This is a genomic window from Legionella resiliens (genome assembly GCF_021344005.1).
Lineage (GTDB): Bacteria > Pseudomonadota > Gammaproteobacteria > Legionellales > Legionellaceae > Legionella > Legionella resiliens.
In genome coordinates, this window is the sequence record NZ_JAJTND010000004.1 from 69,258 (window position 1) to 90,142 (window position 20,885).

The following is a 20,885-nucleotide window of genomic DNA, read 5'->3' on the forward strand; positions in this document are numbered from 1 at the left end:
CTTTTCTTCAGGTTCGGTCATTCCCGGTGCTAAGGGATGAAGTGAAAAGGATAAGGTTGACGTTACTATGAGTAAACATTTGGTGATCGTTGAGTCACCCGCCAAAGCGAAGACAATTCAAAAATATTTGGGTAGTGATTATGAGGTAGTAGCCTCTTATGGACATGTCCGTGACTTGCCAGCCCGCAAGGGTTCGGTCAATCCCGATAAGCACTTTGCAATGACGTATGTGCCCATTGAAAAGAATTCACGCCACATCGAAACCATTGCAAAAATGCTCAAAAAGTCAGATTCCTTACTGCTCGCAACGGACCCTGATCGTGAAGGCGAGGCGATTTCCTGGCATATTTATGAATTAATGAAAGAGAAAAATCTAACCAAAGATAAACCCATCCACCGGATTTTTTTCAATGAAATTACCAAATCAGCAATTCAGGATGCAATAAATCATCCACGTTCTATTTCTATGGATTTAGTGAATGCCCAACAAGCACGACGGGCATTGGATTATTTAGTGGGATTTAATTTATCTCCCTTGTTATGGAAGAAGGTTAGAAGAGGACTTTCTGCAGGGCGCGTACAAAGCCCGGCTTTGCGGCTTATTGTCGAACGAGAAGAGGAAATTGAGCGTTTTATAGCTCAAGAATATTGGAAAATCTTAGCTCAATGCATGCATACAAAGGTATCCTTTGAAGCGCGTTTGACTCATTATAAAAATGAAAAATTACAGCAATTTACGATAACCAAAGAAGATCAGGCACAACAAATCAAAGAGCATCTGATTCGTCAGGCGCAAGGTTATTTACTGGTTACGCAAATTGAGAAAAAGCAACGCAAGCGTAAGCCTTCACCGCCGTTTATTACTTCCACGCTACAACAAGAAGCCGCACGAAAATTAGGCTTTACTGCTCGGAAGACGATGATGGTCGCCCAGCAATTGTATGAAGGGATAGACATTGGGACAGGAACAGTCGGTCTTATTACTTATATGCGTACGGATTCGGTTAATTTATCTGCAGAAGCAATAGAAGAAACGCGACAGTTTATTACCGAGCGTTATGGAGCCGACAACTGTCCTGAAAGCCCAAGAGTTTACAAGACCAAATCAAAAAATGCCCAAGAAGCACATGAAGCGATTCGACCAACATCGATTAAACGTTCACCGGAAATGGTGCAAGCATCATTAACCGCAGATCAATACAAACTCTATAGTTTGATCTGGAAGCGTACGGTCGCTTGCCAAATGGCCGATGCGATATTGGATACGGTTGCTGTAGATTTAAGCTGCGGTGAAGGAATAATTTTTCGTGCCAATGGTTCTACAATTACTTTTCCCGGATTCCTTTCCGTATATGAAGAGGGTCGTGATGATAACAAAGAAGATGAAAATGAAGGTTCATTATTACCCCCATTGGTTGTTGGTGAAAAAGTCAAAGTAGATGACATCTTAGCCAATCAGCATTTTACCGAGCCGCCACCAAGATACTCGGAAGCAACACTTGTGAAGGCACTGGAAGAATATGATATTGGTCGTCCTTCAACTTATGCGTCCATTATTCATACTTTACAGCAGCGCGAATATGTTGTTGTTGATAAAAAAAGATTCTTTCCAACAGATGTTGGTCGTATCGTGAATCGCTTTTTGACCGGTTATTTTACACGTTATGTAGATTATAAATTTACCGCTGAGCTTGAAGACACTTTAGATGCTATTTCACGCGGTGAAAAAGAGTGGATTCCAGTTTTAGAAGAATTCTGGCAGCCATTTGTGCAACAAATTCAAACCACTGATCAACAAGTGCAGCGTAAAGACGTAACCTCTGAAGTTCTGGACGAAAGTTGTCCAAAATGCGGAAAACCACTGTCAATAAGATTAGGTAAACGCGGACGCTTCATTGGATGTACTGCTTACCCTGAATGTGATTACACTCAAGATATGGGGGGGCAGGATAACGAAAAGAATGAACCCGAAGTTGTTGAGGGAAGAGTCTGTCCAGTATGTTCCAGTTCCTTACATGTCAAAACAGGACGTTATGGCCGTTTTATAGGCTGCAGCAATTACCCGCAATGCAAACATATGGAGCCTATTGAAAAACCAGCTGATACTGGCGTGGAATGCCCCAAATGCCATGAAGCAAAAATTTTGCAACGTAAATCAAGGAAGGGAAAGATTTTCTATTCCTGCGGTAATTATCCTAAATGCGATTATGCCTTATGGAATGAACCGATTAACCAACCCTGTCCAAAATGTAATTGGCCAATATTGACGGTAAAAGAAAGCAAAAAATTTGGCCGGCAAATTCTTTGCCCACAAGAGGGGTGTGGTTACTCTTCCAAGGAAGATGCGGATTAGAGTCAAACAGACCTGAGGGATCATCAGTTTTCATCATCCTATTCCTACGTCCCGCGGCTTGTCCGCGGGATCCAGTTTTATTGCAAAGTTCGAGATCCCGCGAACAAGCCGCGGGACGTAGGAGGTAGTAAGCAAGTAGAATGTTTATTGAAAATGGCATACATCAGGGTTTCTTATCAAAAATACTGACGCTCCCTCAGGTCAGACTAGAAATGAACGTGCGAAGAAAGATTTTTTGCGAAACAACCCTGAGGGATTGTCCGTTTTTCATCATCCCATTCCTACGTCCCGCGGCTTGTCCGCGAGATCCAGTTTTATTGCAAACTTCTAGATCCCGTGAACAAGCCGTGGGACGTAGTAAGCAAGTAAATACCTTAGAAATCCTGGGTTACGGTTAAGCCTTCACCCAGGATGCATTTTTTTAATTAGTAAAAATCAATAGTTGTTGTTGTCACATCTAGAGGTCCCACTGGGTAAGAATAAACCGTTACCGGTTGAACAACAGGTGTCACAACACGGGTAACAACAGGTGTGACAACTGGTCTGACAGCAACCGGCCTATAGGTAACTGTTCGTGCATAAACCGGTGTATAGGCTGGTGTGTAGTATGTAACACCACTGGTACAACAACATCCAGCCAAAACAACACTTCCCAACAGAATAATCCATTTCATTATGAAGTCCCCTTTAATGGATGCTTTCACAAGGAAGTGTAGATTATTTGTTCATTTATCTCAAGATTTGATCATATCTAAGGTGTTCCATCCGGGATGCTAAAAGCCAATCCCCGGGATTATCCAGAGGGCAATCACCCCAGCTCCCAGGCGATATAAATAGGAAAATTATCAGCACCAATATGCCTTTTAGCCGAGGATACAAACTGATTCTTCCTGTTCATTTTGAATCAGTATATACTCATCATCTCTTCATAGAAAATACTCAACAGGATGTAGTGATGTTAGACAGGACCATTATAGTTGATGAGCAATTTTTAAAGCGAGTAGAGCAAGCGGACTTCCCAAAACCCAAGAGTACAATGAGTCCGGAAACGGCGGAATTGGATAAAAAAACTGCCATAGAGCTTTTTGATTCGCAAATTAAATCACGCCTTCTTGATTTGATTGCCAGACAGCTTAAGGAAAAAGGCTTGTCTTTTTATACTATAGGCAGCAGTGGACACGAAGGTAATGCGGTTTGGGGGCAGGTTTTTCGCCCAGACGATATGGCATTTTTGCATTATCGAAGTGGGGCTTTTTATTTACAACGTGCCAAGAAATTACCCGGTGTAGATGGTGTTAGAGATATCTTATTTTCTTTAGTTGCTGCCGCAACTGATCCGATTTCAGGAGGACGCCATAAAGTTTTTGGTAGTGTTCCTTTAAATATTCCGCCGCAAACATCAACAATTGCTTCCCATTTACCCAAGGCTTTGGGCGCTGCGTTATCAATTACGCGAGCAAAAGAATTAAACATTCATAGCCACTTAAATCCAGATTCAGTCATCATTTGCTCTTTTGGTGATGCATCAACGAATCATGCTTCGGCGCAAGCCACTTTAAATTCTTGCTCATGGATTTCGCAACAAAATTATCCGTTACCCATTGTGTTTATTTGTGAAGACAATGGAATTGGGATTTCAGTACCTACGCCATCGGATTGGATAGAACGTTCAGTTCGAGCTCGACCTGGATTGCATTATATTGCTTGTGATGGCTTGAATGTCGCTGATGCGTTTGCGAGTGCCCAAGAAGCAGAATATTTGGCCCGTGTAAAAAAACAACCTGTTTTTTTGCATATGCGTTGTGTGCGCTTATTGGGTCATGCCGGTTCTGATATTGAGTCACAATATTGTACACCCGCTGAAATCGAAGCCAGAGAAGCTCAAGATCCTTTATTGCATACAGCCGGTATTCTTTATCGCGAAGGTTGGATGACTGTTCAAGACATGCTGAGTCTTTATCGGAATAATAAAGATTTAATTGAAGCAAAAGCGGTAGATGCGATAAGACAACCCAAACTTTCCAGTGCTGAAGCAGTAATGTCTTCGTTAATTCCTAGCATGCCTAAAAAACAACCGTTTCCTCTACCTAGTGAGGAAAGGCGGACAGAGGTCTTTGCGAACGCATTCTCACAGTTATCCCAAAAACGCAATTTATGTCAGCAGATTAATTTTGCGTTGACTGATTTAATGCTGCAATACCCCAATATGGTGGTATTTGGTGAAGATGTGGCCAAAAAGGGGGGTGTTTATCGAGTGACTGCTGATCTGCAAGCCCGTTTTGGAAAACGCCGGGTATTCGATACTCTTTTGGATGAAACGACAATTATAGGCACTGCAATTGGCATGGCGCACAATGGGTTTATTCCCGTTCCGGAAATTCAGTTTTTGGCTTATTTGCACAATGCAGAAGACCAGCTACGTGGTGAAGCATCCACATTATCCTTTTTTTCCAGCGGCCAATATCAAAATCCTATGGTCCTTCGTATCGCCTCATTGGCGTATCAAAAAGGATTTGGCGGCCATTTCCATAATGATAACTCGATTGCTGTATTACGCGATTTGCCAGGAGTGATTGTCGCATGTCCTTCAAATGGGCCCGATGCTGCAAAAATGTTGCGTACGTGCATGCGTTTGGCTTATGAAGAAGGAAGGGTGGTTGTCTTTTTAGAGCCTATTGCTTTATATATGACTAAAGACTTGCATGTACCTGGCGATAACGGATGGCTTTTTAATTATCCAGCCCCAGATGCCATGATTGCACCAGGTGAAGTAGGCGTGTTTGGCGAAGGGGCAACGGTTATTTTAACCTATGCCAATGGGTATTATTTATCGCGGCAAGCGGCAGCGGTACTGCAAGAAGAACACAGCATTTCTGTGAAAATAGTGGATTTGCGTTGGCTTAGTCCCTTGCCGGTTAAAGCAATTTTGAAAGAATTAGCCAAAGCAAAACAGGTACTCATTGTGGATGAAGGCAGGCAAAGTGGTTCAGTGAGCGAGGGCTTGATGACTTTATTGTTAGAAGAAGCCTCATCCAGGTTGAAAATCAAACGAATTACCGGTAAAGATTGCTTTATTCCCTTGGGTAATGCATGGCAATATTTGTTACCCAGTAAAGAAAGTATTATTGAAGCCGTAATTGCGTTACAGTCTGATAAAAGGGAGAAAGAAAGTGGACGACTTGTTGTTTCTTGATGAGCAGTTGAATGGTGATGAGCGCATGATACGTGACAGCGTAGCGCGTTTCGTCAGCAACGATGTAATGCCTTTGATGGTTGAGTCTTTTGAACATGCTCAATTTCCACGCGAGCTTATTAGAAAATCCGCAGAATTAGGTTTATTAGGTTTGACTTTGCCTGCAGAATACGGCGGTGCTGAAGCATCTTATGTAGCGTACGGTTTAGTGTGTCAGGAACTTGAGCGCGGTGACAGTGGATTACGCAGTTTTGTCTCAGTACAAAGTTCCTTATGCATGTATCCTATTTTTCGTTATGGTTCGGAAGAACAACGCGTGCGTTTTTTACCAGGAATGGCTACAGGCGAGATCATTGGTTGTTTTGGTTTGACCGAACCTGATTTTGGCTCGGATCCGGCGGGTATGAGAACTACCGCGAAGAAAGTTAAGGGCGGCTGGTGTTTGAATGGCGCAAAAATGTGGATAACCAATTCACCAATCGCTGATATCGCGATTGTTTGGGCAAAAACCGATGAAGGTATTCGTGGTTTTATTGTGGATACGAACTCTCAAGGATTAAGCCGTCCTGAAATCAAATTAAAAATGTCATTACGCGCCTCCATTACTGGGGAATTGGTTTTTGATAATGTGTTTGTACCTGACGAAAATTATCTCCCCGGTAGTGAAAAGGGTATAGGCGCACCTTTAAGTTGTTTAAGTCAGGCACGCTATGGAATTGCTTGGGGGGCTCTGGGTGCTGCAATGGCATGTTTTGATATTACCCGCGACTATTTGTTAGAGCGTAAACAGTTCAACAAGCCATTAGCTTCTTTCCAGCTTATTCAAAAAGACCTGGCAGATATGTATACTGAAATTCTTAAGGCACAATGTCTTAATTTACAGATAGGCCGAATAAAAGATAAACATCGTGAGAATCCAGTGATGATTTCCCTTGCTAAGGGCAATGCTTGCCGTGAGGCATTGAACATTGCGCGAAAATGCAGGAATCTATTAGGAGCAAACGGAATCAGTCTTGAATACCATGTGATTCGCCACATGCTTAATTTGGAATCAGTATTTACGTACGAGGGTACGGATAACGTCCATACTCTGGTACTGGGAAAACATATTACAGGAATTAATGCTTTTGCTTAATCAAGGACAAAACGGTTAAGCACTAAGATCAATGACTTTAATCGTAACCCGGAAACCCAAGCCGGGTTACACTTCGTTTCACCAAAGCTTCAACGTCATTGCATCAGTAGCGTTTAATAAGGAGGTTTCTTTTTCTCAAAGTAGAACTTATTTTTCATGCATAGGATTGTGTGAAATAAAACAGGTTTATTGAGCAACTTACAGGAGTATCTATGGTTAAAATAATTTCAACAAGAGCGTTAATATTAAGTTTAATTGTATTCAGCATGAATGTGCAGGCCGGGCCAAGTAAAGAATTTTTGGCCAACCAATGCTACGAGTTGTCGCGAGTCATCATCTCTTTAGCAGAGAATCAGGAAAAAAATGTCTGCTCCAATAAACTCCATATGGCTTCAGTACAGATGAGCACCGCCGCTTTTTTAATTATGGAAGATTCCCCTGATCTGGCAAAAGAGATATTAAATAATGCAGTAGCTGCTCTGCAATATGCAGAATTGCTCAGTTGCAAACACTACATTCAAATCTCACACTCTAAATTTGAAGCTCAGAAGATTAAAATATTATTGTAATCATGATACTCTTCAAGTGCTTTGCAGAAGCCTTGAAGAGTTGCCAGGAGCTTAAGTGTATTCATATTTAAAAATTCTTTTTTTGATTCTCGCGATTTTTGTTATCGGGGTTGCAATTGGCGTCCGCTATCATCCATTAATTCATGTGGTGTTGGAAAAAATCTGGAATAAAACTCAAGAACCAATAACCGAAACGCTGCATTTTTGCCCTCCACCGCAAATTGTTAGAGAACATCAATATAATCCTGAAGTATTCCAAGTAGAAAAATTATACTGGCAGATGGATTATCAGGGATGGAAAGCACCAGACAAAGTTGGTTTTATGCAGGCGCTGATTAATGAGAACAATAACTTGGTTTGTTATTATCGCTGGCCAAATCCAGAAGATAAAGGAACCTATTTATGGATGACCATTCACTTATCGCCCTCAGTGAATCAATTAGTGAAGCCCTATGGCTCCTACTGGACAATACAAAAAGAAGAAAAGCAGGCTTTATGCCGATCAGGAATTAACGCATGCGGCTTTATTCTTTCAGAAAGTTCTAAAAGAGTTATCCCTCAGAAATAAATGCAGATTGTAGCCCGGGTGCAGCGTAGCGGAACTCGAGTAGGGAAAAATTTATGCAAAAATCCCGGGTTCCGCTGCGCTGCACCAAGGCTACAAAATAATAGTGAATCGATAAGCTCTTGTTATTTCCCTCAGACTTAGTTATCATTTGCCACCAAGTCGGGGCGTAGCGCAGCCTGGTAGCGTACTAGCATGGGGTGCTAGTGGTCGAAGGTTCAAATCCTTCCGTCCCGACCAATACCAGAAAGGGTTATAACGAATCCCAAACTCCTAACATGAATTCTTGGCTACACTTCTGGCTACACTTTCAAAAATAGCTCCTCAATTCAATTGCCACTTTGAACTATTGAATTTATAATCGGCACTCTGCTAAAAAATAATTTTGAATAGGGAGATGTTATGAAAGAATATTATTTTAATAGAATTGATGCAGAAGAAGATAAAGATGAATATATGCCTTGGTAACTAAAGAAGAGACCAAGCATCCCGCCTGATAGTGTTGATGTTGATATGAAATTAATTTTAAACAATGATGTGTTTGCAGTAATCGATGATTTCTTAGAGCCATCCGCTTTTGAAAAAATTTGGAATTTTATTCAAACTGAAAAATTTAAGTTTGTTCATTCTTCCAGATGGGTAAATGCTTTTAGTCTCGAAGATGGTGCCCCTTTATGGGGCAACGTTACTATTTCTCATTCAAGGCCAGAACCCTGCACTACAGAGCAAATTTACCCTACCGCTACAACAATTGATTTATTTATACAGGCACTAATTGTGGGCTCTGCCGAGTTTTCTCATTTAATAGGGTTTAAAGATAGAGATTGGGACTTTTTCTATGCTAGGCCCTATCTTTACCCAAGGGGCTCAGGACTTTCTTGGCATACCGACGGAAAATATAAAATCTCAGGCGCGTATGTTTATTACTGTCATCCCAATTGGGACATGAATTGGGGAGCCGAATTATTAATTAATCCTCTACACCAGCAAGAATTTGAATATCCTGAAGTCTCTTTAATTAATAATGAGACGAAAAAAGTAGGGTTCCATCTTAATAGTTCCGAGTTGAATAACTATGTTGGCGATGGAATAGGCTATTATATCGTACCGAAACCTAATAGATTGGTTATTTTTAAAAATAATATTTTGCATTGTATAAAAAAAGTAGAAAATGCAGCAGGAAATCATGTAAGGGCATCGATAACTGGTTTTTTTATGAGTAATGACAAAATACAGGAAGTGAAAGTGGGCTGAAAGAGACCATTCATTTATAAATTAGTTTTAGTCCCACCAAATTATAGACAACTCCCAATCTTGATATGCTTGGAATTAAGAAATGAATTTAGTGCACGAAATATCCCCTACACAGGCTCAAGAAAAAGTAAATTTTGTTATTTTGATACCCAATACTGATGAAGTTACTTTATATAATTTTAAACTTAGGCAAGAAGATGCTCCTTATAATGAACAACCAAGTCATTATCAATTTAAAAAATGGTCTGCTTGGTGTTCTGCTCATTTCTCCTCTTATTACTACTTTGTTAAGTATAAAAATGCTCTCTTAAGATGTAAGCAATTTTTGTATGATTTTGGACCTTTATCAACATTAGATCATGCTGCTTTATACGATCATTGGGTTTGGGAAATGAAACCCCACGTTTTGAATCAGGAAAGTATTTGTTGGATTGGTTATGATTATTCGAAATCTAAAACGTTAAGTTTTTTATCCCATGGGACTAATATTGAACTTCGTCTACTTGAAGGAAATTTGAAGGATGAGGAGTTCTTAGAACTTTGTAAATTTTTTTCTCCTCTTTCATCATCAAGTGAAATTTTAGAAAAGAGCTTTTTTGAACTATCGTATTGGTCACGCTACAACAACTGCGTAGATAATGCGTGCATTAATAGGAATGAATATAAACCACCTTCAAGTTTATGGAATTTAAGATGGCCAATGCATAATATTCTTAGAAATAGCAAGCCGGATTCCTATACTAAGTATTTAAACCATCTTAACTTAGACTTTATTCCAGATAGCCAAATTATTTATGGTAATGAAAATCAAGTAGAAGAAATTCAATTTGTTATGTTTCCGAAGAATGAAAAGAAAAACCAAATTGCATGGTTTCGTGTTTTCAATAAAGCCTCTTTCCCAATAAAGAAGCCAGCACTTTCTAGATTGCCAAATATGAATTCATTTAGTGGATACAGTAATTTTAATTTAACTGTCCTAAACCCGAAGAGTGATATGATTTCCAGCAATATATACATTGCCAGTGTTAATAATTGTTATGGGCCACATGATGCTCTGTGGTGGGATAATGAAAATGCTTATTTACTACAGCTAAGCGCTAGTGCTAATAACTCTATAGAGTATTTTAAGGGAATTTTTTGTCAACTTATGGATGACAAACGATCAGCGGACTCATGCACTTTTAGTATGGATATATTAAGCTAGCACCAAAAGCTACCAGTAAAGCTCCAATCCACTGATATTGGGAAATCTTTTCACCAATAAAATAAGCAAATATTTGCGCAAATACCACTGAGGTATTACGAAGAGTAAGGGCTAGACCAGCTTCAGCATGACGCAATCCAATTAAAAATAGCAAAAAAGATAATGCACTTATAATTCCTCCTAGAGAAGTCATTTTCCAATTGGATTTAACTTGTTCTTTGAATATTTGTCTTTGTTTTTTCTTCATCAAAAGAAAAACACAAGGCAAAGCAATCCATAAAGCTGCAGAAAAGAGCGCAGCTGGGTTTGCACCATATGCTAAAGAACGACCGTAGCATAAATGATAACCAGCAATGCAGATGCCACATAGAACAGGAAATAACAGTTGTCTTGATTGATCAGGGTTAAAAGTTTGGCTTGTTAGTATCAATCCAAAAAGAACAGAGGATACACCAATGACACTAAATAAATTTATATTTTCACTAAGGAAGCATGCTGAGATAAGCCAGACAATTACCATGGCGCTACCTCGCATAATAATGTAGGCTTTTCCAAGTGAAGACTGACTAAGACTAATAGCTAATGTGATTATATAGCCTCCTTCAAATAAACCAGAGGTTAGTGCCCATAAAAAGGAATCAGATGTTTCAAACAATGGGCCAGAGAAAAGAGGAATAAATAGAAGCGAGAATACAGTTGCAAAACTCATAATTCCCAATACTTCGTAATAGGGCGTTGAATTGCGTTTGGCAAATGTATTCCATGCTGCATGGAGTATTGCGGATAAAATTATAAATACACCAGAACCCATTTCAGTTCATTTCGAGTTAAATAATCGATTATAGTAACATTGAATCAACGGGCTATAACATAATTTGTTTAAAACCTAATAGAAGTTTCAAAGTGGTTTTAGAGTTTAAAGTAGTAAAAAAGAAGCCCCAAAGAGGGGCTTAATAGCTTGAAAAAATATATGCCTGTCCACCAAACTCTACCGAACAATAATCACTAATAAAAAGATCCCGAGCAAAAGCCTCAAAATCAAAATAGCAGATCAAATTATCCGGCATTTGATGGGCATAACAGTCATCAAATAACTGCCTGGAAAAATCAACCTCTGAATCATAACAACCTTGGTAATGCTCCTCCAACATAGTTTGTGCATCATCTATCGAATAATCACAGAGAAGGGCTAAGCCCAGTTCCCCATGTTCTTTAATAAATGATGCGTACTCAACAATATTGCATATTGATTCGTACTCATGGATTTTGATGCTGCCGAATCCTTCATAATCGTGTATGGCGTATTCTTCAGCATTAGGTTCAGGGCTGTTAACCAGCATTTCCCAAATTTCTTCCATGATGCCATCTTCGCTTTGCGTGGCATCTATCCAAACACCATACAATATGGAGTTATTGTAAGAGGCTAAACAGGCGACGTAGATTGAAGGGGTGTCCATGGGATTATCTCCTTGTGTTAAGGGGGCAATCCCACACGGGAGCTTGCTCCCGTGGTAGGGTATGATTAAAACGGAATTTCCTCTGGTTGCAGTATTTCTCGCATCTGAGCCATGTGCTGTTCTGCGGTTTTGCTGCTTGATTCATCAGTAGATTTGGGTGTACTAAGTAGCTGAATATGGCTGACAACAATGCTTAAGGCTTGACGTGCTTTACCTTCATTGTCAGTCCATTGATTAGAACGTAGTTTGCCTTCAAGGTATACTTGCGCCCCTTTCTTTAAATATTCAGCGACTTTGGTTAGCTTTCCAAAAAGTACCAGCTGATGCCATTCCACTCTGGTTTGCCATTCATCATTTTGTTTGAATGATTCATTGGTAGCCAAAGTGGCTGTGACAAAAGCTTGTCCGTCTTTTCCGATGATGCTTTTAGGATCAGCGCCGAGATTACCGATTAATTGAACGCGGTTTAAAGATGCAGTCACTGTATTCTCCTGTTATTGTTAAATGTGAGCGCATAACAGAAAAACATCCGCATAGGCAGGTGGTTTTCTGTTATGCGGATAAGACTTAATTTGCTTCAATTAACAAGCAATTCGTTGAGTATCAAACTGTTTGACAAAGGAAATCAGAGATTCCAGTTTGTGCAAACTTAACTCTACATGCTGAATGTCATGAGGATTGATTTGGAGTCGATGGCGACTTAAATCATTGACACAACAATTCAGTTCAAATAGCAAATGTTCAATCTCAAGTTGTGCTGGTTCCTGCTGTTGCATGGTATGCTCCTTAGGGCTAGGGAGGATTAGCCCCAAAGGGACTATGAATCCCAATTGGGTTATGCAAAAAAGATCACCGAAACATCGGTTGATTTACCTGTTTATTAATGATGATGTGCTTAAAGCACTCCTCGGGCGTAAAACCGTAAATACCTCTCCTGATGGGGTTTCCCTGCTAAACGCTTTGCCATGGAATTAGGGAACAAGATGGCATATCACAAGACCTGTAGGTTTCGTCAGAATCGCACTGACTCTTCAGTTGTGTTGCTTTTAGATTATCAAGCCAGAACTGGAAATCAAGCGCTTTTTCCAAATGATAGTAAATGAACTTATTTGAAAATTTATTAATACACAGTTTTCTGATAAGTGATACAATTCAAAGATTAGCTCCCCGTTATTTGAGTATTATTTAGATGATTAAAGCCTCCTCAAATGAGTTGCGTTTTTGTTTCAGACCAATGAATAAATCTCAACATGAACTTGTTCTGGCGTGGATTCATCAGCCACATATTAATGAATGGCTTCATGGTGATGGTCTAAGTAATACGATTAAAGACATTGATCAATTTTTAAGTGATGGGGAATCGTGGGCTACTCATTGGATAGCCTATGATAATGAAATCCCATTCGCTTATTTAATTACTTCTGAAATAGAGAAATCAGAAGAATATCTTGATGGTGCAGTTACTCTAGATTTATTCATTTGCAGATTGGATTATATCGGTAAGGGATTATCAGTACGGATGATTCATGAGTTTATTTTAAGTCAATTTTCTGATGCAAAAATAGTGCTTATTGATCCTGAGATCTCTAATGAGCGTGCGGTTCATGTTTATAAAAAGGTTGGTTTTGAAATTATTGGAGAATTTATAGCTTCATGGCATCCAGTGCCACATTATAAAATGAAATTGTGTATTGAAAAGCTAAAAAAACAAAAAGTGTCAGCCTAAATAAATTTTGGTTATGGATACTCTGGAGTGGCCGAGGTCTCTACTTATAATTCCACGGGCTTCACGATCTATTGCTTTTTCTGATTGAGACAAATATTTAGATGATTTTCCACCCTCAATTGGACATTTTAATGACTTTTTATCTGGAGAAAGCTGACTCGTGATTTCATGATATCTTTTTTGAGCATAGGCATGGCGCAGACCATGGCACTTTTTAAGTCCCAGCTTTTCTGTTTCAGTTTGGTATTGCCTTAAATATTGTTTATAGGTTTTGCCTTTGGGGATCAATGATCGACCATGAGGTACTTGCTTAATCGCTTTTTCTAGCCATTCTTTTTGTTCATCGTTGGTGATATCTATGGATCTCCCAATACCGCCTTTTGTCCAGCTGGATTTTAATATTAGACGGTCCCCTCTCCAAGCATCACTGATAACTAATTTCATTGACTCTTCACGGCGTAAACCAAAGAGGCATTGGGCCTCAAGAGATAGACGTATCATTGGATTTTCGCATTTTGAGAAATCTACGTTAGTGATGGCTTTGTTATGTGTTGGCACATAATTCCGCTTGTCAATTTGATAATGATCATTGCTCGGCTTGATCAATTCTGGTTTATTGAGCCAGATAGATAATTTCCTTAGTTTAGACATGTAATTTTTGATAGTAGCGGGGTTTTTACCCAGTTTTTTCCAGTGCTCTACTAACACATAAATGTGTTTTGATTTTAGCCCTTTAACATGAGCAACCATAAAACCCTGGTCATGTAGATCCTTAATGCAGCGATTTAAGATATGGCGTGTGTCGGCTTTGCTGGCATGGGAATATACGCCTAACTCTTTGACACATTCATTGATCGAAAATAATGCGCTTTTCAGCTTTGATTTACTCATGGAGGTATGCCCATAGTGTGTTGCGGGATTTTATTCCCAGTTCATCATGTAATACTAAACAGGTTTGGTAGTTGCCCAGAATCGGTAGTAAGTATTCGTACATCTGTCTTGCATATAAATAACGCCAGGATTTTTTTATTGGGATGCTGTGGTCTACCAGTGCATGATTCCAATCTAGCTTGATGCGTTTGTAGCTAAAAAAATGTACCAGGCTTTGCCTATTGGTTAGTTGTTCTAAATCAGACAGAATATTTTTTTGGATTTCATTTCTGATAGGAATGGTTCTATCCACCGAGTTAAAAGTGATCTCGCGTGTGAGCGAGAGTTTATGTTCTTTAATATGGATACCTGGCCTAATATGTATTGCTTCACTAAAAGTTAGGCCAAATTGTGTTTGCAGTGCCATGATGATACGTGGTGTACTATCAGAGAATGACTCCCAGAGGTTAGGTTGCCATTTTAATCGTTGGCGTTTTGGCTTTTTTCTTTGCAATTGCAAGGATTTGTTATCAATATTGAGTATTTGACAATCAATATCCTGTAAATAATTTCTGATAATTGTCATGTAACGCATAATCGTGGCGTCTTTGACACGGTCTTTTTTCCAATATTCAACCAGCTTTTGAATATGCTCTGATTTCATGACTTGCCATGAGGTAGGCATATCACCAATGCAAAATAAATCATCAATCATTTTTTGTATGACGTAAGCACGCTTTTTCTTTTCTTGATAGCTGCCTCGGTTATCAAGCTGAAAGTACCGATTAGCAGTTTGTCTTAAGGAATATTGTCTCATCATCCAATCCGAAAATTCATTTGCCCTGTTTCTGGTTTAGTGTTGGTCGAGCGGCTCACTCAAAAATGAAACCTGGCAAAAGCCATAAAGCTCGAAGTTGGGGGCAAAACAATCGTTATAAGGCAAACGATCTCGCCGATTACTGCAGTTTTTCTAGTGGTTATTTCTCCTTATTTTGCTGATTAATAAAAACGACAAGACAATGGGCCTTGTCACAAGTCCATGGTCAAATTGAAATAAATTGACTTAAACTCCCGAGGGAGTTGCCCTGCCGGATGGCAGAGATTCCTAGATGGTTTTCCCGACTGAACGTCTAGCCACAGAGTTAGGGAATGAAGTGGCTTTGCACAAGACGTTGGATACGTTTCGCTGGAATCACACCAGCTCTTCAGTTGTGCTTCATTAAAAAGTACCAAAGCGGTGCTTGCTGCGCAAGGGTTTGAAGAAGAGAATTTTGTCCTGACGCCAGACGGGCGCCAGGACAAAATGCGCTAATGTTTTGATTTTACCCGGTAAAATCAAGGTTGGTTTTCTGCGTCACTGCACAAAATTGCAGTGACGCAGAACAGAGGAGTAGAATACGATGCATTAATGATTGGGTTATATATTGTCAAAGGATACTCTGAATCAGACTTACGTTCATTGCCCCTCAGAAATTTGTTTTGTGTAGTCTAAACTTGGAGGGATTATATGTATGCAGAAGAAGGATTAATATTAATTTTATAGAACTGGGGAACATGAAAATTTTTATTGGAATATCAAAAAAATAAGGGGGCATGACTCACATGAAGCATATCAGACTGTCTAAAATAGAAAAAATGAGCTTTTTTAAGGTTGTTCTTATTGTTATTTTTTTCTTCACAGCAATAAACGCCTATGCAGGCAAGGAATCCTATCATATTAAATATCATAAAGATTCCAAAATAAAAAATGTATCTTTATCCAATATCGAGATATTAATAGAGTTCCATCGTAATGGAAATTCAATTGGGAGAATTACTACAAAAACAAGTAATACTCAAGATATTAAGATAGACAACACTTATGGAAAAAATTTGATTATTCATATCCTATCAATGAATATAGATGGAAAAAGGATAAGATGCTGGGGTGTATCAACACGTAAAACAAATACGATTGAGATTCAGTGTGATAAAGTTGTTTCATTGAAGAAGATGGAAGAAGAAACTAAGCCCTCTGATTCAATTAATTGAGAAAGAGATGCGACAATCAATAATTCTCCTCAGTTCTTTTGATTATGTCTTTTGGTTTTAAAACCCCATGACTTAGAAAGAATAAAAAAATCCAGGATTGCTGAGCTAAAATACTGACTATTGACACAGAGAATCATGTAGCATGACACTATAAAGCACTCAAGTTATCAGGAAAGAAACCAAAATGACCAATAAAATTCGCGGTAAAGTAAAATGGTTTAATGAAGGCAAGGGCTTTGGCTTTATTGAAAGTAGTGGCAAGGATTATTTTGTCCATTTCAGTGCCATACAAAGTAGCGGTTTTAAAACCCTTCCCGAAGGAGCAACCGTTCTGTTTAAAGTAGGCAAAGGACAAAAAGGGCCGCAAGCAGAGGACGTTGAACTCGTTAAATAATAATAACCAAATCAAGGAGGAAGGAAGGTGAATCAACGAATTGCTTTAGTAACGGGAGGAACTGGTGGCATTGGAACAGCCATATGTCAAGAAATGCAAGACCTCAATTATCAAGTGATTGCTTGCTACTTCAAACATGGCCATCACGAATTAGCAAGAGAATGGCAGAAAAAACAATCCATGCAAGGATTTGATATCGACATTGTCTATGCGGATATTTCTTCCTTCAATGATTGTGAAAAATTAACGGATTTGGTGATAGAGAAGTACGGCAAAATTGACGTTCTAGTTAATAATGCAGGCGTTACCCATGATGCCAGCTTGAAAAAAATGACACCGGAACAATGGCAAGAAGTCATTAATGCTAATTTAAATAGCGTTTTTAATATGACGAAAACCGTATTATCCAACATGTTGGATAATGGTTATGGGCGTATTATCACAATCTCCTCCATTAATGGGCGCAAAGGGCAGTTCGGACAATGTAATTATGCCGCCAGTAAATCGGCGTTATATGGTTTTACCAAAAGCCTGGCGCAAGAAGTCGCAAAGAAAGGAATTACCGTGAACACCGTCTCCCCTGGCTATATTAATACGGAGATGCTTGCCGCGATGAGGGATGATATTTTAGATGCCATTATCGCTCAAATTCCTGTGGGGCGATTAGGCAAACCCCAGGAAATTGCTCGGGTCGTTGCCTTTCTTGCTGATGAACAAAGTGGCTTTATCACGGGCGCTAACTTTGATATCAATGGTGGGCAATACATGTAATTACAAAATGACCAAGAATACTTTTAGAGAAAAAATGACTCTTGGTTTATTAGCCCTTAATATTGTAGCCGCTATCCACATAAAGAATCTGACCAGTGATGGAGGCGGCTTTATTGGATACCAAAAAAGAGGTTGTTTCACCAATGTCCTCTATTGTAACCAGCTGATGCAAGGGTGCTTCCTTTGCCGCCTTTACCATCAGCTTATCAAAATTAGCTAAACCTGAGGCCGCACGAGTGCTTATTGGCCCTGGAGAAATCGCATTGACTCGAATCTTTTTACTGCCAAGTTCCATGGCGAGATAGCGCACAGAGGTTTCCAAAGCCGCTTTAACAGGCCCCATGAGATTGTAATTTTTGACCACTTTTTCAGCGCCATAATAACTCATGGTCATAATACTCCCTCCATCGACCATCAGTGGTTCAGCGGCTTTTGCCAATCAGATGAGCGAATGACAAGAAATATCCATCGCCATCATGAAGCCGTCTTTCGAGCAATCGACAACACGACTTTGTAAATCAGTTTTTGGTGCAAAGGCAATCGCATGGATAACAAAATCAAGACGACCCCAGCGGTCTTTTATTTTCTGAAATAGGGCATCAAATTGTGCCTTATCGGTCACGTCCAAAGGCATAACAATAGGAGATGACACTTTTTCAGCCAAAGGCTGTAGTAACCCTTGGTTTTCTCATTTTGATAGGTGATTGCCAATTCGCTGCCCGCTTCATGCAATACTTTGGCACAACCCCAGGCGATGGAGTACTCATTGGCAATTCCAACAATCAATCCTTTTTTATTCTCCATCAGCTTTTACTCCCGTTTGACGTTCAAGAAGTGAGATGGCATGAAGTGCCATCATGCGCTCTTCGTTAGCTGTAACAACCCGTGTTTCAAAAGGCTTAAGAAATTTCAAATGACGCAAGATAGTGTTTCGCACAAAGGCTGAATTTTCACCAATACCGCCCGTAAACACGATGGCATCCACCCCATCTAGGGTTACTGCCATCATCCCCATGAATTGGGCAGCTTTAAGACAGAAATACTCTAATGCAAATTGAGCCTTTGCATCTTTGCTGTCTTGCAAGGTTTTGACGTCATTGCTTAGGCTCGATAAACCAAGAAGCCCTGATTCATTGTAAAGAAGGGACTCAATCTCATCGATAGACAAACCTAGATGACGCATCATAAACGTCACAGCGCCGGCATCAAGGCTCCCACAACGAGTTCCCATGGGTAATCCATCCAAGGCAGTCATGCCCATCGTCGTATCAATACTTACTCCATTGCGTATTGCGCACAAACTGGCTCCATTGCCAAGATGGGCCGCAATAAGCCGTCCCTCAACTAATGAAGGCTCATACCGCCGCAAGGTGTGAACAATCCATTCATACGATAATCCATGAAACCCATAACGACGAACACCTTGCTCCCTTATCTTTTGTGGCAATGCATACTCGGTGAACAGAGCCTTATGATGGGCATGAAACGCTGTATCAAAACAAGCAATTTGAAGTACCTCTGGCTTCAGAGTACTGATGAGCTCAATGGCTTTGAGATTATGGGGTTGATGTAAAGGAGCCAATGGGGCTAATGCCCATAATTTCTGCATGACGTGTGGATTGACTAGCACACTGTTTTTAAAGAGGGTCCCGCCATGGACAACGCGATGAGCAACCGAAGTCACCTGCCATTGTTCACTCCACTCCTCAATCCAGTCCCAAATACGGCATAAAGCCTCTTCGTGCGAGCAATTATCAGAAAGTATTTTTTTGTCAGCCTGCTTATTCTCAGGGTTTAGCAGGGCATCGGTGATTATAAAGGAAGGTCTCCCGCCAATATCAGCCACCTTCCCTTGAACTAAAAGTTGTGGGTTTAATTGTCTTGAAAAAAGCTGAAATTTGACGCTGGAAGAGCCCGCATTAATCACAAGGATACTGGCTGCTTTGATTGCAGTCATTTGATTCGTCCTTCCTTTCGAGCTGTCGCCAGTTTAACAGCCAGGGAGCAAGAGAACAGCCTCGTTCGCAGTGAGTCTGCTCGGCTCACCAGAATGACTGGAACACGAGCACCCAAAACAATTCCCGCAGCATCCGCATGACCTAAAAAAGTCAATTGCTTGGCCAAAATATTCCCGGACTCGATTTCAGGAACCAAAAGAATATCCGGGTCGCCTGCCACAGGAGAAATAATTCCTTTTTCTTTGGCTGCCTCCTTGTTAATCGCATTATCAAAAGCCAAGGGGCCGTCAAGAATGCCATCATTTATCTGTCCTCGGTCAGCCATTTTGCACAAAATAGAGGCATCGACAGTGGCTTGCATCTTAGGGTTGACGGTTTCGATGGCGGCAAGGATAGCTACTTTGGGTTTCTTGTCCTCGCCAAACAATACTCGCCAAAGATTAATGGCGTTTTGGCAAATGTCCGCTTTGTCGGTGGCAGTAGGGGCAATATTAATCGCAGCATCTGTAATGATGAGTGGTTTGTGGTAAGAAGGGATATCCATGACGTAGGCGTGACTCACACGATGTTGCGTACGTAAGCCCGAGGCGGTGGGTACAATAGCCCCCATTAATTCATGGGTGCTTAATGAGCCTTTCATGATGGCATCAATCTCGCCAGAAGATGCCAATTCGGCAGCTTTGTTTGCTGCGGCATCGCTGTGCTCCGTATCAATCGTTTCCCACTGTGATAAATCAATCCCTGCCTCTTGAGCTGCAGTCTTCATCTTGACCAAAGGGCCAATTAAAATGGGAATAATGAGTCCTGCTTTTACCGCATCGTTCACCGCTTCCATGACACTCATACTAACCGGATGCACAATGGCCGTGCGAACAGCACCCATACAGCGACACGCTTTGATTATCGCCTCGAAGCGATCGTGGTTATGTATTTCTATAGACGGTAAATGAGTCCGTGCAACCCGTACTTTTTTCGTTGGCGCAAGCACGGTTGCCAAGCCCTCGATGACCGTTTCTCCGTGCTGATTCACACCCTTGCAATTAAAAATCACACGGGGCTTATTGGCGCCCTTATCCTTGACGATGATGGTGATGGTGAGCGTGTCCCCTAAACGCACTGGCTTTTTAAATTGAATGTCTTGTTTAAGATAAATGGTGCCTGGACCAGGTATAACAGTACCAAGAAGTGTTGAAATCAGCGAGCCAGACCACATGCCATGACCCACAATACCATGAAAAATATCGCTTTGGGCAAATACCGGATCCATATGAGCAGGATTCACATCACCCGACATGGCAGCAAATAAATTGATGTCGTCTTGAGTGAGTGTTTTACTTAGACTCGCTTGACGGCCCACCGTAAGCTCATCAAAAGTCACATTCTCAAGAAACTCCTTCTCCATTTT

At 40.4% G+C, this 20,885-nt stretch carries 20 protein-coding genes, 1 tRNA gene and 1 pseudogene; 12 read left to right on the forward strand and 10 right to left on the reverse strand.

Annotated features, from left to right (window positions below; translation table 11 throughout):
* The first annotated feature begins 67 nt into the window (after window positions 1-67).
* Window positions 68-2,353 carry a type I DNA topoisomerase gene (gene topA / locus LXO92_RS05800; RefSeq protein WP_182351788.1) on the forward strand — a complete coding sequence of 762 codons (2,286 nt, stop codon included), beginning with the start codon at window positions 68-70 and terminating at the stop codon, window positions 2,351-2,353.
* Between the two features lie 425 nt (window positions 2,354-2,778).
* On the opposite strand, the gene LXO92_RS05805 is transcribed toward topA, so the two are convergent.
* A complete protein-coding gene (locus LXO92_RS05805) occupies window positions 2,779-3,009 on the reverse strand; it encodes a hypothetical protein (protein ID WP_232890556.1) in 231 nt (76 codons plus the stop codon).
* A 299-nt stretch (window positions 3,010-3,308) separates the two neighbouring features.
* Between LXO92_RS05805 and LXO92_RS05810 the strand changes: the two genes are divergently transcribed.
* The 7 genes from LXO92_RS05810 (at window position 3,309) to LXO92_RS05840 (ending at window position 10,273) form a co-directional block, all read left to right on the forward strand.
* Window positions 3,309-5,546, forward strand: a complete 2,238-nt coding sequence (locus LXO92_RS05810) for a dehydrogenase E1 component subunit alpha/beta (RefSeq protein ID WP_232890906.1) — start codon at window positions 3,309-3,311, stop codon at window positions 5,544-5,546.
* A complete protein-coding gene (locus tag LXO92_RS05815; protein WP_232890557.1) occupies window positions 5,524-6,681 on the forward strand; it encodes an acyl-CoA dehydrogenase family protein in 1,158 nt (385 codons plus the stop codon). Before LXO92_RS05810 ends, LXO92_RS05815 begins: the two co-directional genes overlap by 23 nt.
* 212 nt (window positions 6,682-6,893) lie before the next feature.
* A complete protein-coding gene (locus LXO92_RS05820) occupies window positions 6,894-7,250 on the forward strand; it encodes a hypothetical protein (protein WP_182351790.1) in 357 nt (118 codons plus the stop codon).
* 55 nt (window positions 7,251-7,305) lie between these two features.
* Window positions 7,306-7,818, forward strand: coding sequence for a hypothetical protein (locus LXO92_RS05825; RefSeq protein ID WP_182351791.1), 513 nt, complete (start codon window positions 7,306-7,308; stop codon window positions 7,816-7,818).
* Window positions 7,819-7,978: 160 nt separating this feature from the next.
* Window positions 7,979-8,055, forward strand: a tRNA-Pro gene (locus LXO92_RS05830).
* A 273-nt stretch (window positions 8,056-8,328) separates the two neighbouring features.
* Entirely contained in the window at window positions 8,329-9,069 is a 741-nt protein-coding gene (locus LXO92_RS05835) for a 2OG-Fe(II) oxygenase (RefSeq protein ID WP_232890558.1), read from the forward strand.
* An 82-nt stretch (window positions 9,070-9,151) separates the two neighbouring features.
* Window positions 9,152-10,273 (forward strand): hypothetical protein, encoded by a 1,122-nt coding sequence (locus tag LXO92_RS05840; protein ID WP_232890559.1) that lies wholly within the window; start codon window positions 9,152-9,154, stop codon window positions 10,271-10,273.
* Here LXO92_RS05840 and LXO92_RS05845 read toward each other — a convergent pair.
* The 4 genes from LXO92_RS05845 to LXO92_RS05860 form a co-directional block, all read right to left on the reverse strand.
* Complete coding sequence (locus tag LXO92_RS05845) at window positions 10,251-11,084, reverse strand: EamA family transporter (RefSeq protein ID WP_232890560.1); 834 nt, start codon at window positions 11,082-11,084, stop codon at window positions 10,251-10,253. The genes LXO92_RS05840 and LXO92_RS05845 overlap by 23 nt on opposite strands.
* 139 nt (window positions 11,085-11,223) lie before the next feature.
* Window positions 11,224-11,730, reverse strand: coding sequence for an antirestriction protein ArdA (locus LXO92_RS05850; RefSeq protein WP_232890561.1), 507 nt, complete (start codon window positions 11,728-11,730; stop codon window positions 11,224-11,226).
* A 65-nt stretch (window positions 11,731-11,795) separates the two neighbouring features.
* Window positions 11,796-12,212 carry a single-stranded DNA-binding protein gene (locus LXO92_RS05855; protein ID WP_232890562.1) on the reverse strand — a complete coding sequence of 139 codons (417 nt, stop codon included), beginning with the start codon at window positions 12,210-12,212 and terminating at the stop codon, window positions 11,796-11,798.
* 99 nt (window positions 12,213-12,311) lie between these two features.
* A complete protein-coding gene (locus LXO92_RS05860; RefSeq protein ID WP_232890563.1) occupies window positions 12,312-12,506 on the reverse strand; it encodes a hypothetical protein in 195 nt (64 codons plus the stop codon).
* A 413-nt stretch (window positions 12,507-12,919) separates the two neighbouring features.
* On the opposite strand from LXO92_RS05860, the gene LXO92_RS05865 reads away from it, so the two are divergent.
* A complete protein-coding gene (locus LXO92_RS05865) occupies window positions 12,920-13,456 on the forward strand; it encodes a GNAT family N-acetyltransferase (RefSeq protein ID WP_232890564.1) in 537 nt (178 codons plus the stop codon).
* Here LXO92_RS05865 and LXO92_RS05870 read toward each other — a convergent pair.
* Both LXO92_RS05870 and LXO92_RS05875 read right to left on the reverse strand, forming a co-directional pair.
* Window positions 13,448-14,347, reverse strand: coding sequence for a phage integrase N-terminal domain-containing protein (locus LXO92_RS05870; RefSeq protein ID WP_232890565.1), 900 nt, complete (start codon window positions 14,345-14,347; stop codon window positions 13,448-13,450). The two genes, LXO92_RS05865 and LXO92_RS05870, sit on opposite strands and share 9 nt — an antisense overlap.
* Window positions 14,340-15,143 (reverse strand): phage integrase N-terminal domain-containing protein, encoded by an 804-nt coding sequence (locus LXO92_RS05875; protein ID WP_232890907.1) that lies wholly within the window; start codon window positions 15,141-15,143, stop codon window positions 14,340-14,342. Before LXO92_RS05875 ends, LXO92_RS05870 begins: the two co-directional genes overlap by 8 nt.
* A 785-nt stretch (window positions 15,144-15,928) precedes the next feature.
* On the opposite strand from LXO92_RS05875, the gene LXO92_RS05880 reads away from it, so the two are divergent.
* The 3 genes from LXO92_RS05880 to phbB all read left to right on the forward strand — a co-directional run bounded on the left by LXO92_RS05880 (window position 15,929) and on the right by phbB (window position 17,522).
* Window positions 15,929-16,357 (forward strand): hypothetical protein, encoded by a 429-nt coding sequence (locus LXO92_RS05880; protein WP_014842624.1) that lies wholly within the window; start codon window positions 15,929-15,931, stop codon window positions 16,355-16,357.
* Between the two features lie 184 nt (window positions 16,358-16,541).
* The gene (locus tag LXO92_RS05885) at window positions 16,542-16,751 is read left to right on the forward strand and encodes a cold-shock protein (protein ID WP_010652810.1); all 210 of its coding nucleotides are present in this window, start codon (window positions 16,542-16,544) and stop codon (window positions 16,749-16,751) included.
* Window positions 16,752-16,778: 27 nt separating this feature from the next.
* Window positions 16,779-17,522 (forward strand): acetoacetyl-CoA reductase, encoded by a 744-nt coding sequence (phbB, locus tag LXO92_RS05890; protein WP_232890566.1) that lies wholly within the window; start codon window positions 16,779-16,781, stop codon window positions 17,520-17,522.
* Between the two features lie 49 nt (window positions 17,523-17,571).
* On the opposite strand, the pseudogene fabI reads toward phbB, so the two are convergent.
* The 3 genes and pseudogenes from fabI to LXO92_RS05905 all read right to left on the reverse strand — a co-directional run bounded on the left by fabI (window position 17,572) and on the right by LXO92_RS05905 (window position 20,882).
* Window positions 17,572-18,326: pseudogene (gene fabI / locus LXO92_RS05895) on the reverse strand (enoyl-ACP reductase FabI).
* Entirely contained in the window at window positions 18,316-19,479 is a 1,164-nt protein-coding gene (locus tag LXO92_RS05900; RefSeq protein ID WP_232890567.1) for an acetate/propionate family kinase, read from the reverse strand. Before LXO92_RS05900 ends, fabI begins: the two are co-directional and overlap by 11 nt.
* Entirely contained in the window at window positions 19,476-20,882 is a 1,407-nt protein-coding gene (locus tag LXO92_RS05905) for a bifunctional enoyl-CoA hydratase/phosphate acetyltransferase (RefSeq protein WP_232890568.1), read from the reverse strand. The genes LXO92_RS05900 and LXO92_RS05905 overlap by 4 nt, the downstream gene beginning before the upstream one ends.
* Between the last annotated feature and the right edge of the window lie 3 nt (window positions 20,883-20,885).

What these genes read in the sequence shown, in the direction of transcription:
- topA (WP_182351788.1), top strand. Translation starts at nt 68, where the DNA reads ATGAGTAAACATTTGGTGATCGTTGAGTCACCCGCCAAAGCGAAGACA.
- LXO92_RS05810 (WP_232890906.1), top strand. Translation starts at nt 3,309, where the DNA reads ATGTTAGACAGGACCATTATAGTTGATGAGCAATTTTTAAAGCGAGTA.
- LXO92_RS05820 (WP_182351790.1), top strand. Translation starts at nt 6,894, where the DNA reads ATGGTTAAAATAATTTCAACAAGAGCGTTAATATTAAGTTTAATTGTA.
- LXO92_RS05835 (WP_232890558.1), top strand. Translation starts at nt 8,329, where the DNA reads ATGAAATTAATTTTAAACAATGATGTGTTTGCAGTAATCGATGATTTC.
- LXO92_RS05840 (WP_232890559.1), top strand. Translation starts at nt 9,152, where the DNA reads ATGAATTTAGTGCACGAAATATCCCCTACACAGGCTCAAGAAAAAGTA.
- LXO92_RS05845 (WP_232890560.1), bottom strand. Translation starts at nt 11,084, where the DNA reads ATGGGTTCTGGTGTATTTATAATTTTATCCGCAATACTCCATGCAGCA.
- LXO92_RS05850 (WP_232890561.1), bottom strand. Translation starts at nt 11,730, where the DNA reads ATGGACACCCCTTCAATCTACGTCGCCTGTTTAGCCTCTTACAATAAC.
- LXO92_RS05860 (WP_232890563.1), bottom strand. Translation starts at nt 12,506, where the DNA reads ATGCAACAGCAGGAACCAGCACAACTTGAGATTGAACATTTGCTATTT.
- LXO92_RS05865 (WP_232890564.1), top strand. Translation starts at nt 12,920, where the DNA reads ATGATTAAAGCCTCCTCAAATGAGTTGCGTTTTTGTTTCAGACCAATG.
- LXO92_RS05870 (WP_232890565.1), bottom strand. Translation starts at nt 14,347, where the DNA reads ATGAGTAAATCAAAGCTGAAAAGCGCATTATTTTCGATCAATGAATGT.
- LXO92_RS05875 (WP_232890907.1), bottom strand. Translation starts at nt 15,143, where the DNA reads ATGAGACAATATTCCTTAAGACAAACTGCTAATCGGTACTTTCAGCTT.
- LXO92_RS05880 (WP_014842624.1), top strand. Translation starts at nt 15,929, where the DNA reads ATGAAGCATATCAGACTGTCTAAAATAGAAAAAATGAGCTTTTTTAAG.
- LXO92_RS05885 (WP_010652810.1), top strand. Translation starts at nt 16,542, where the DNA reads ATGACCAATAAAATTCGCGGTAAAGTAAAATGGTTTAATGAAGGCAAG.
- LXO92_RS05900 (WP_232890567.1), bottom strand. Translation starts at nt 19,479, where the DNA reads ATGACTGCAATCAAAGCAGCCAGTATCCTTGTGATTAATGCGGGCTCT.
- LXO92_RS05905 (WP_232890568.1), bottom strand. Translation starts at nt 20,882, where the DNA reads ATGGAGAAGGAGTTTCTTGAGAATGTGACTTTTGATGAGCTTACGGTG.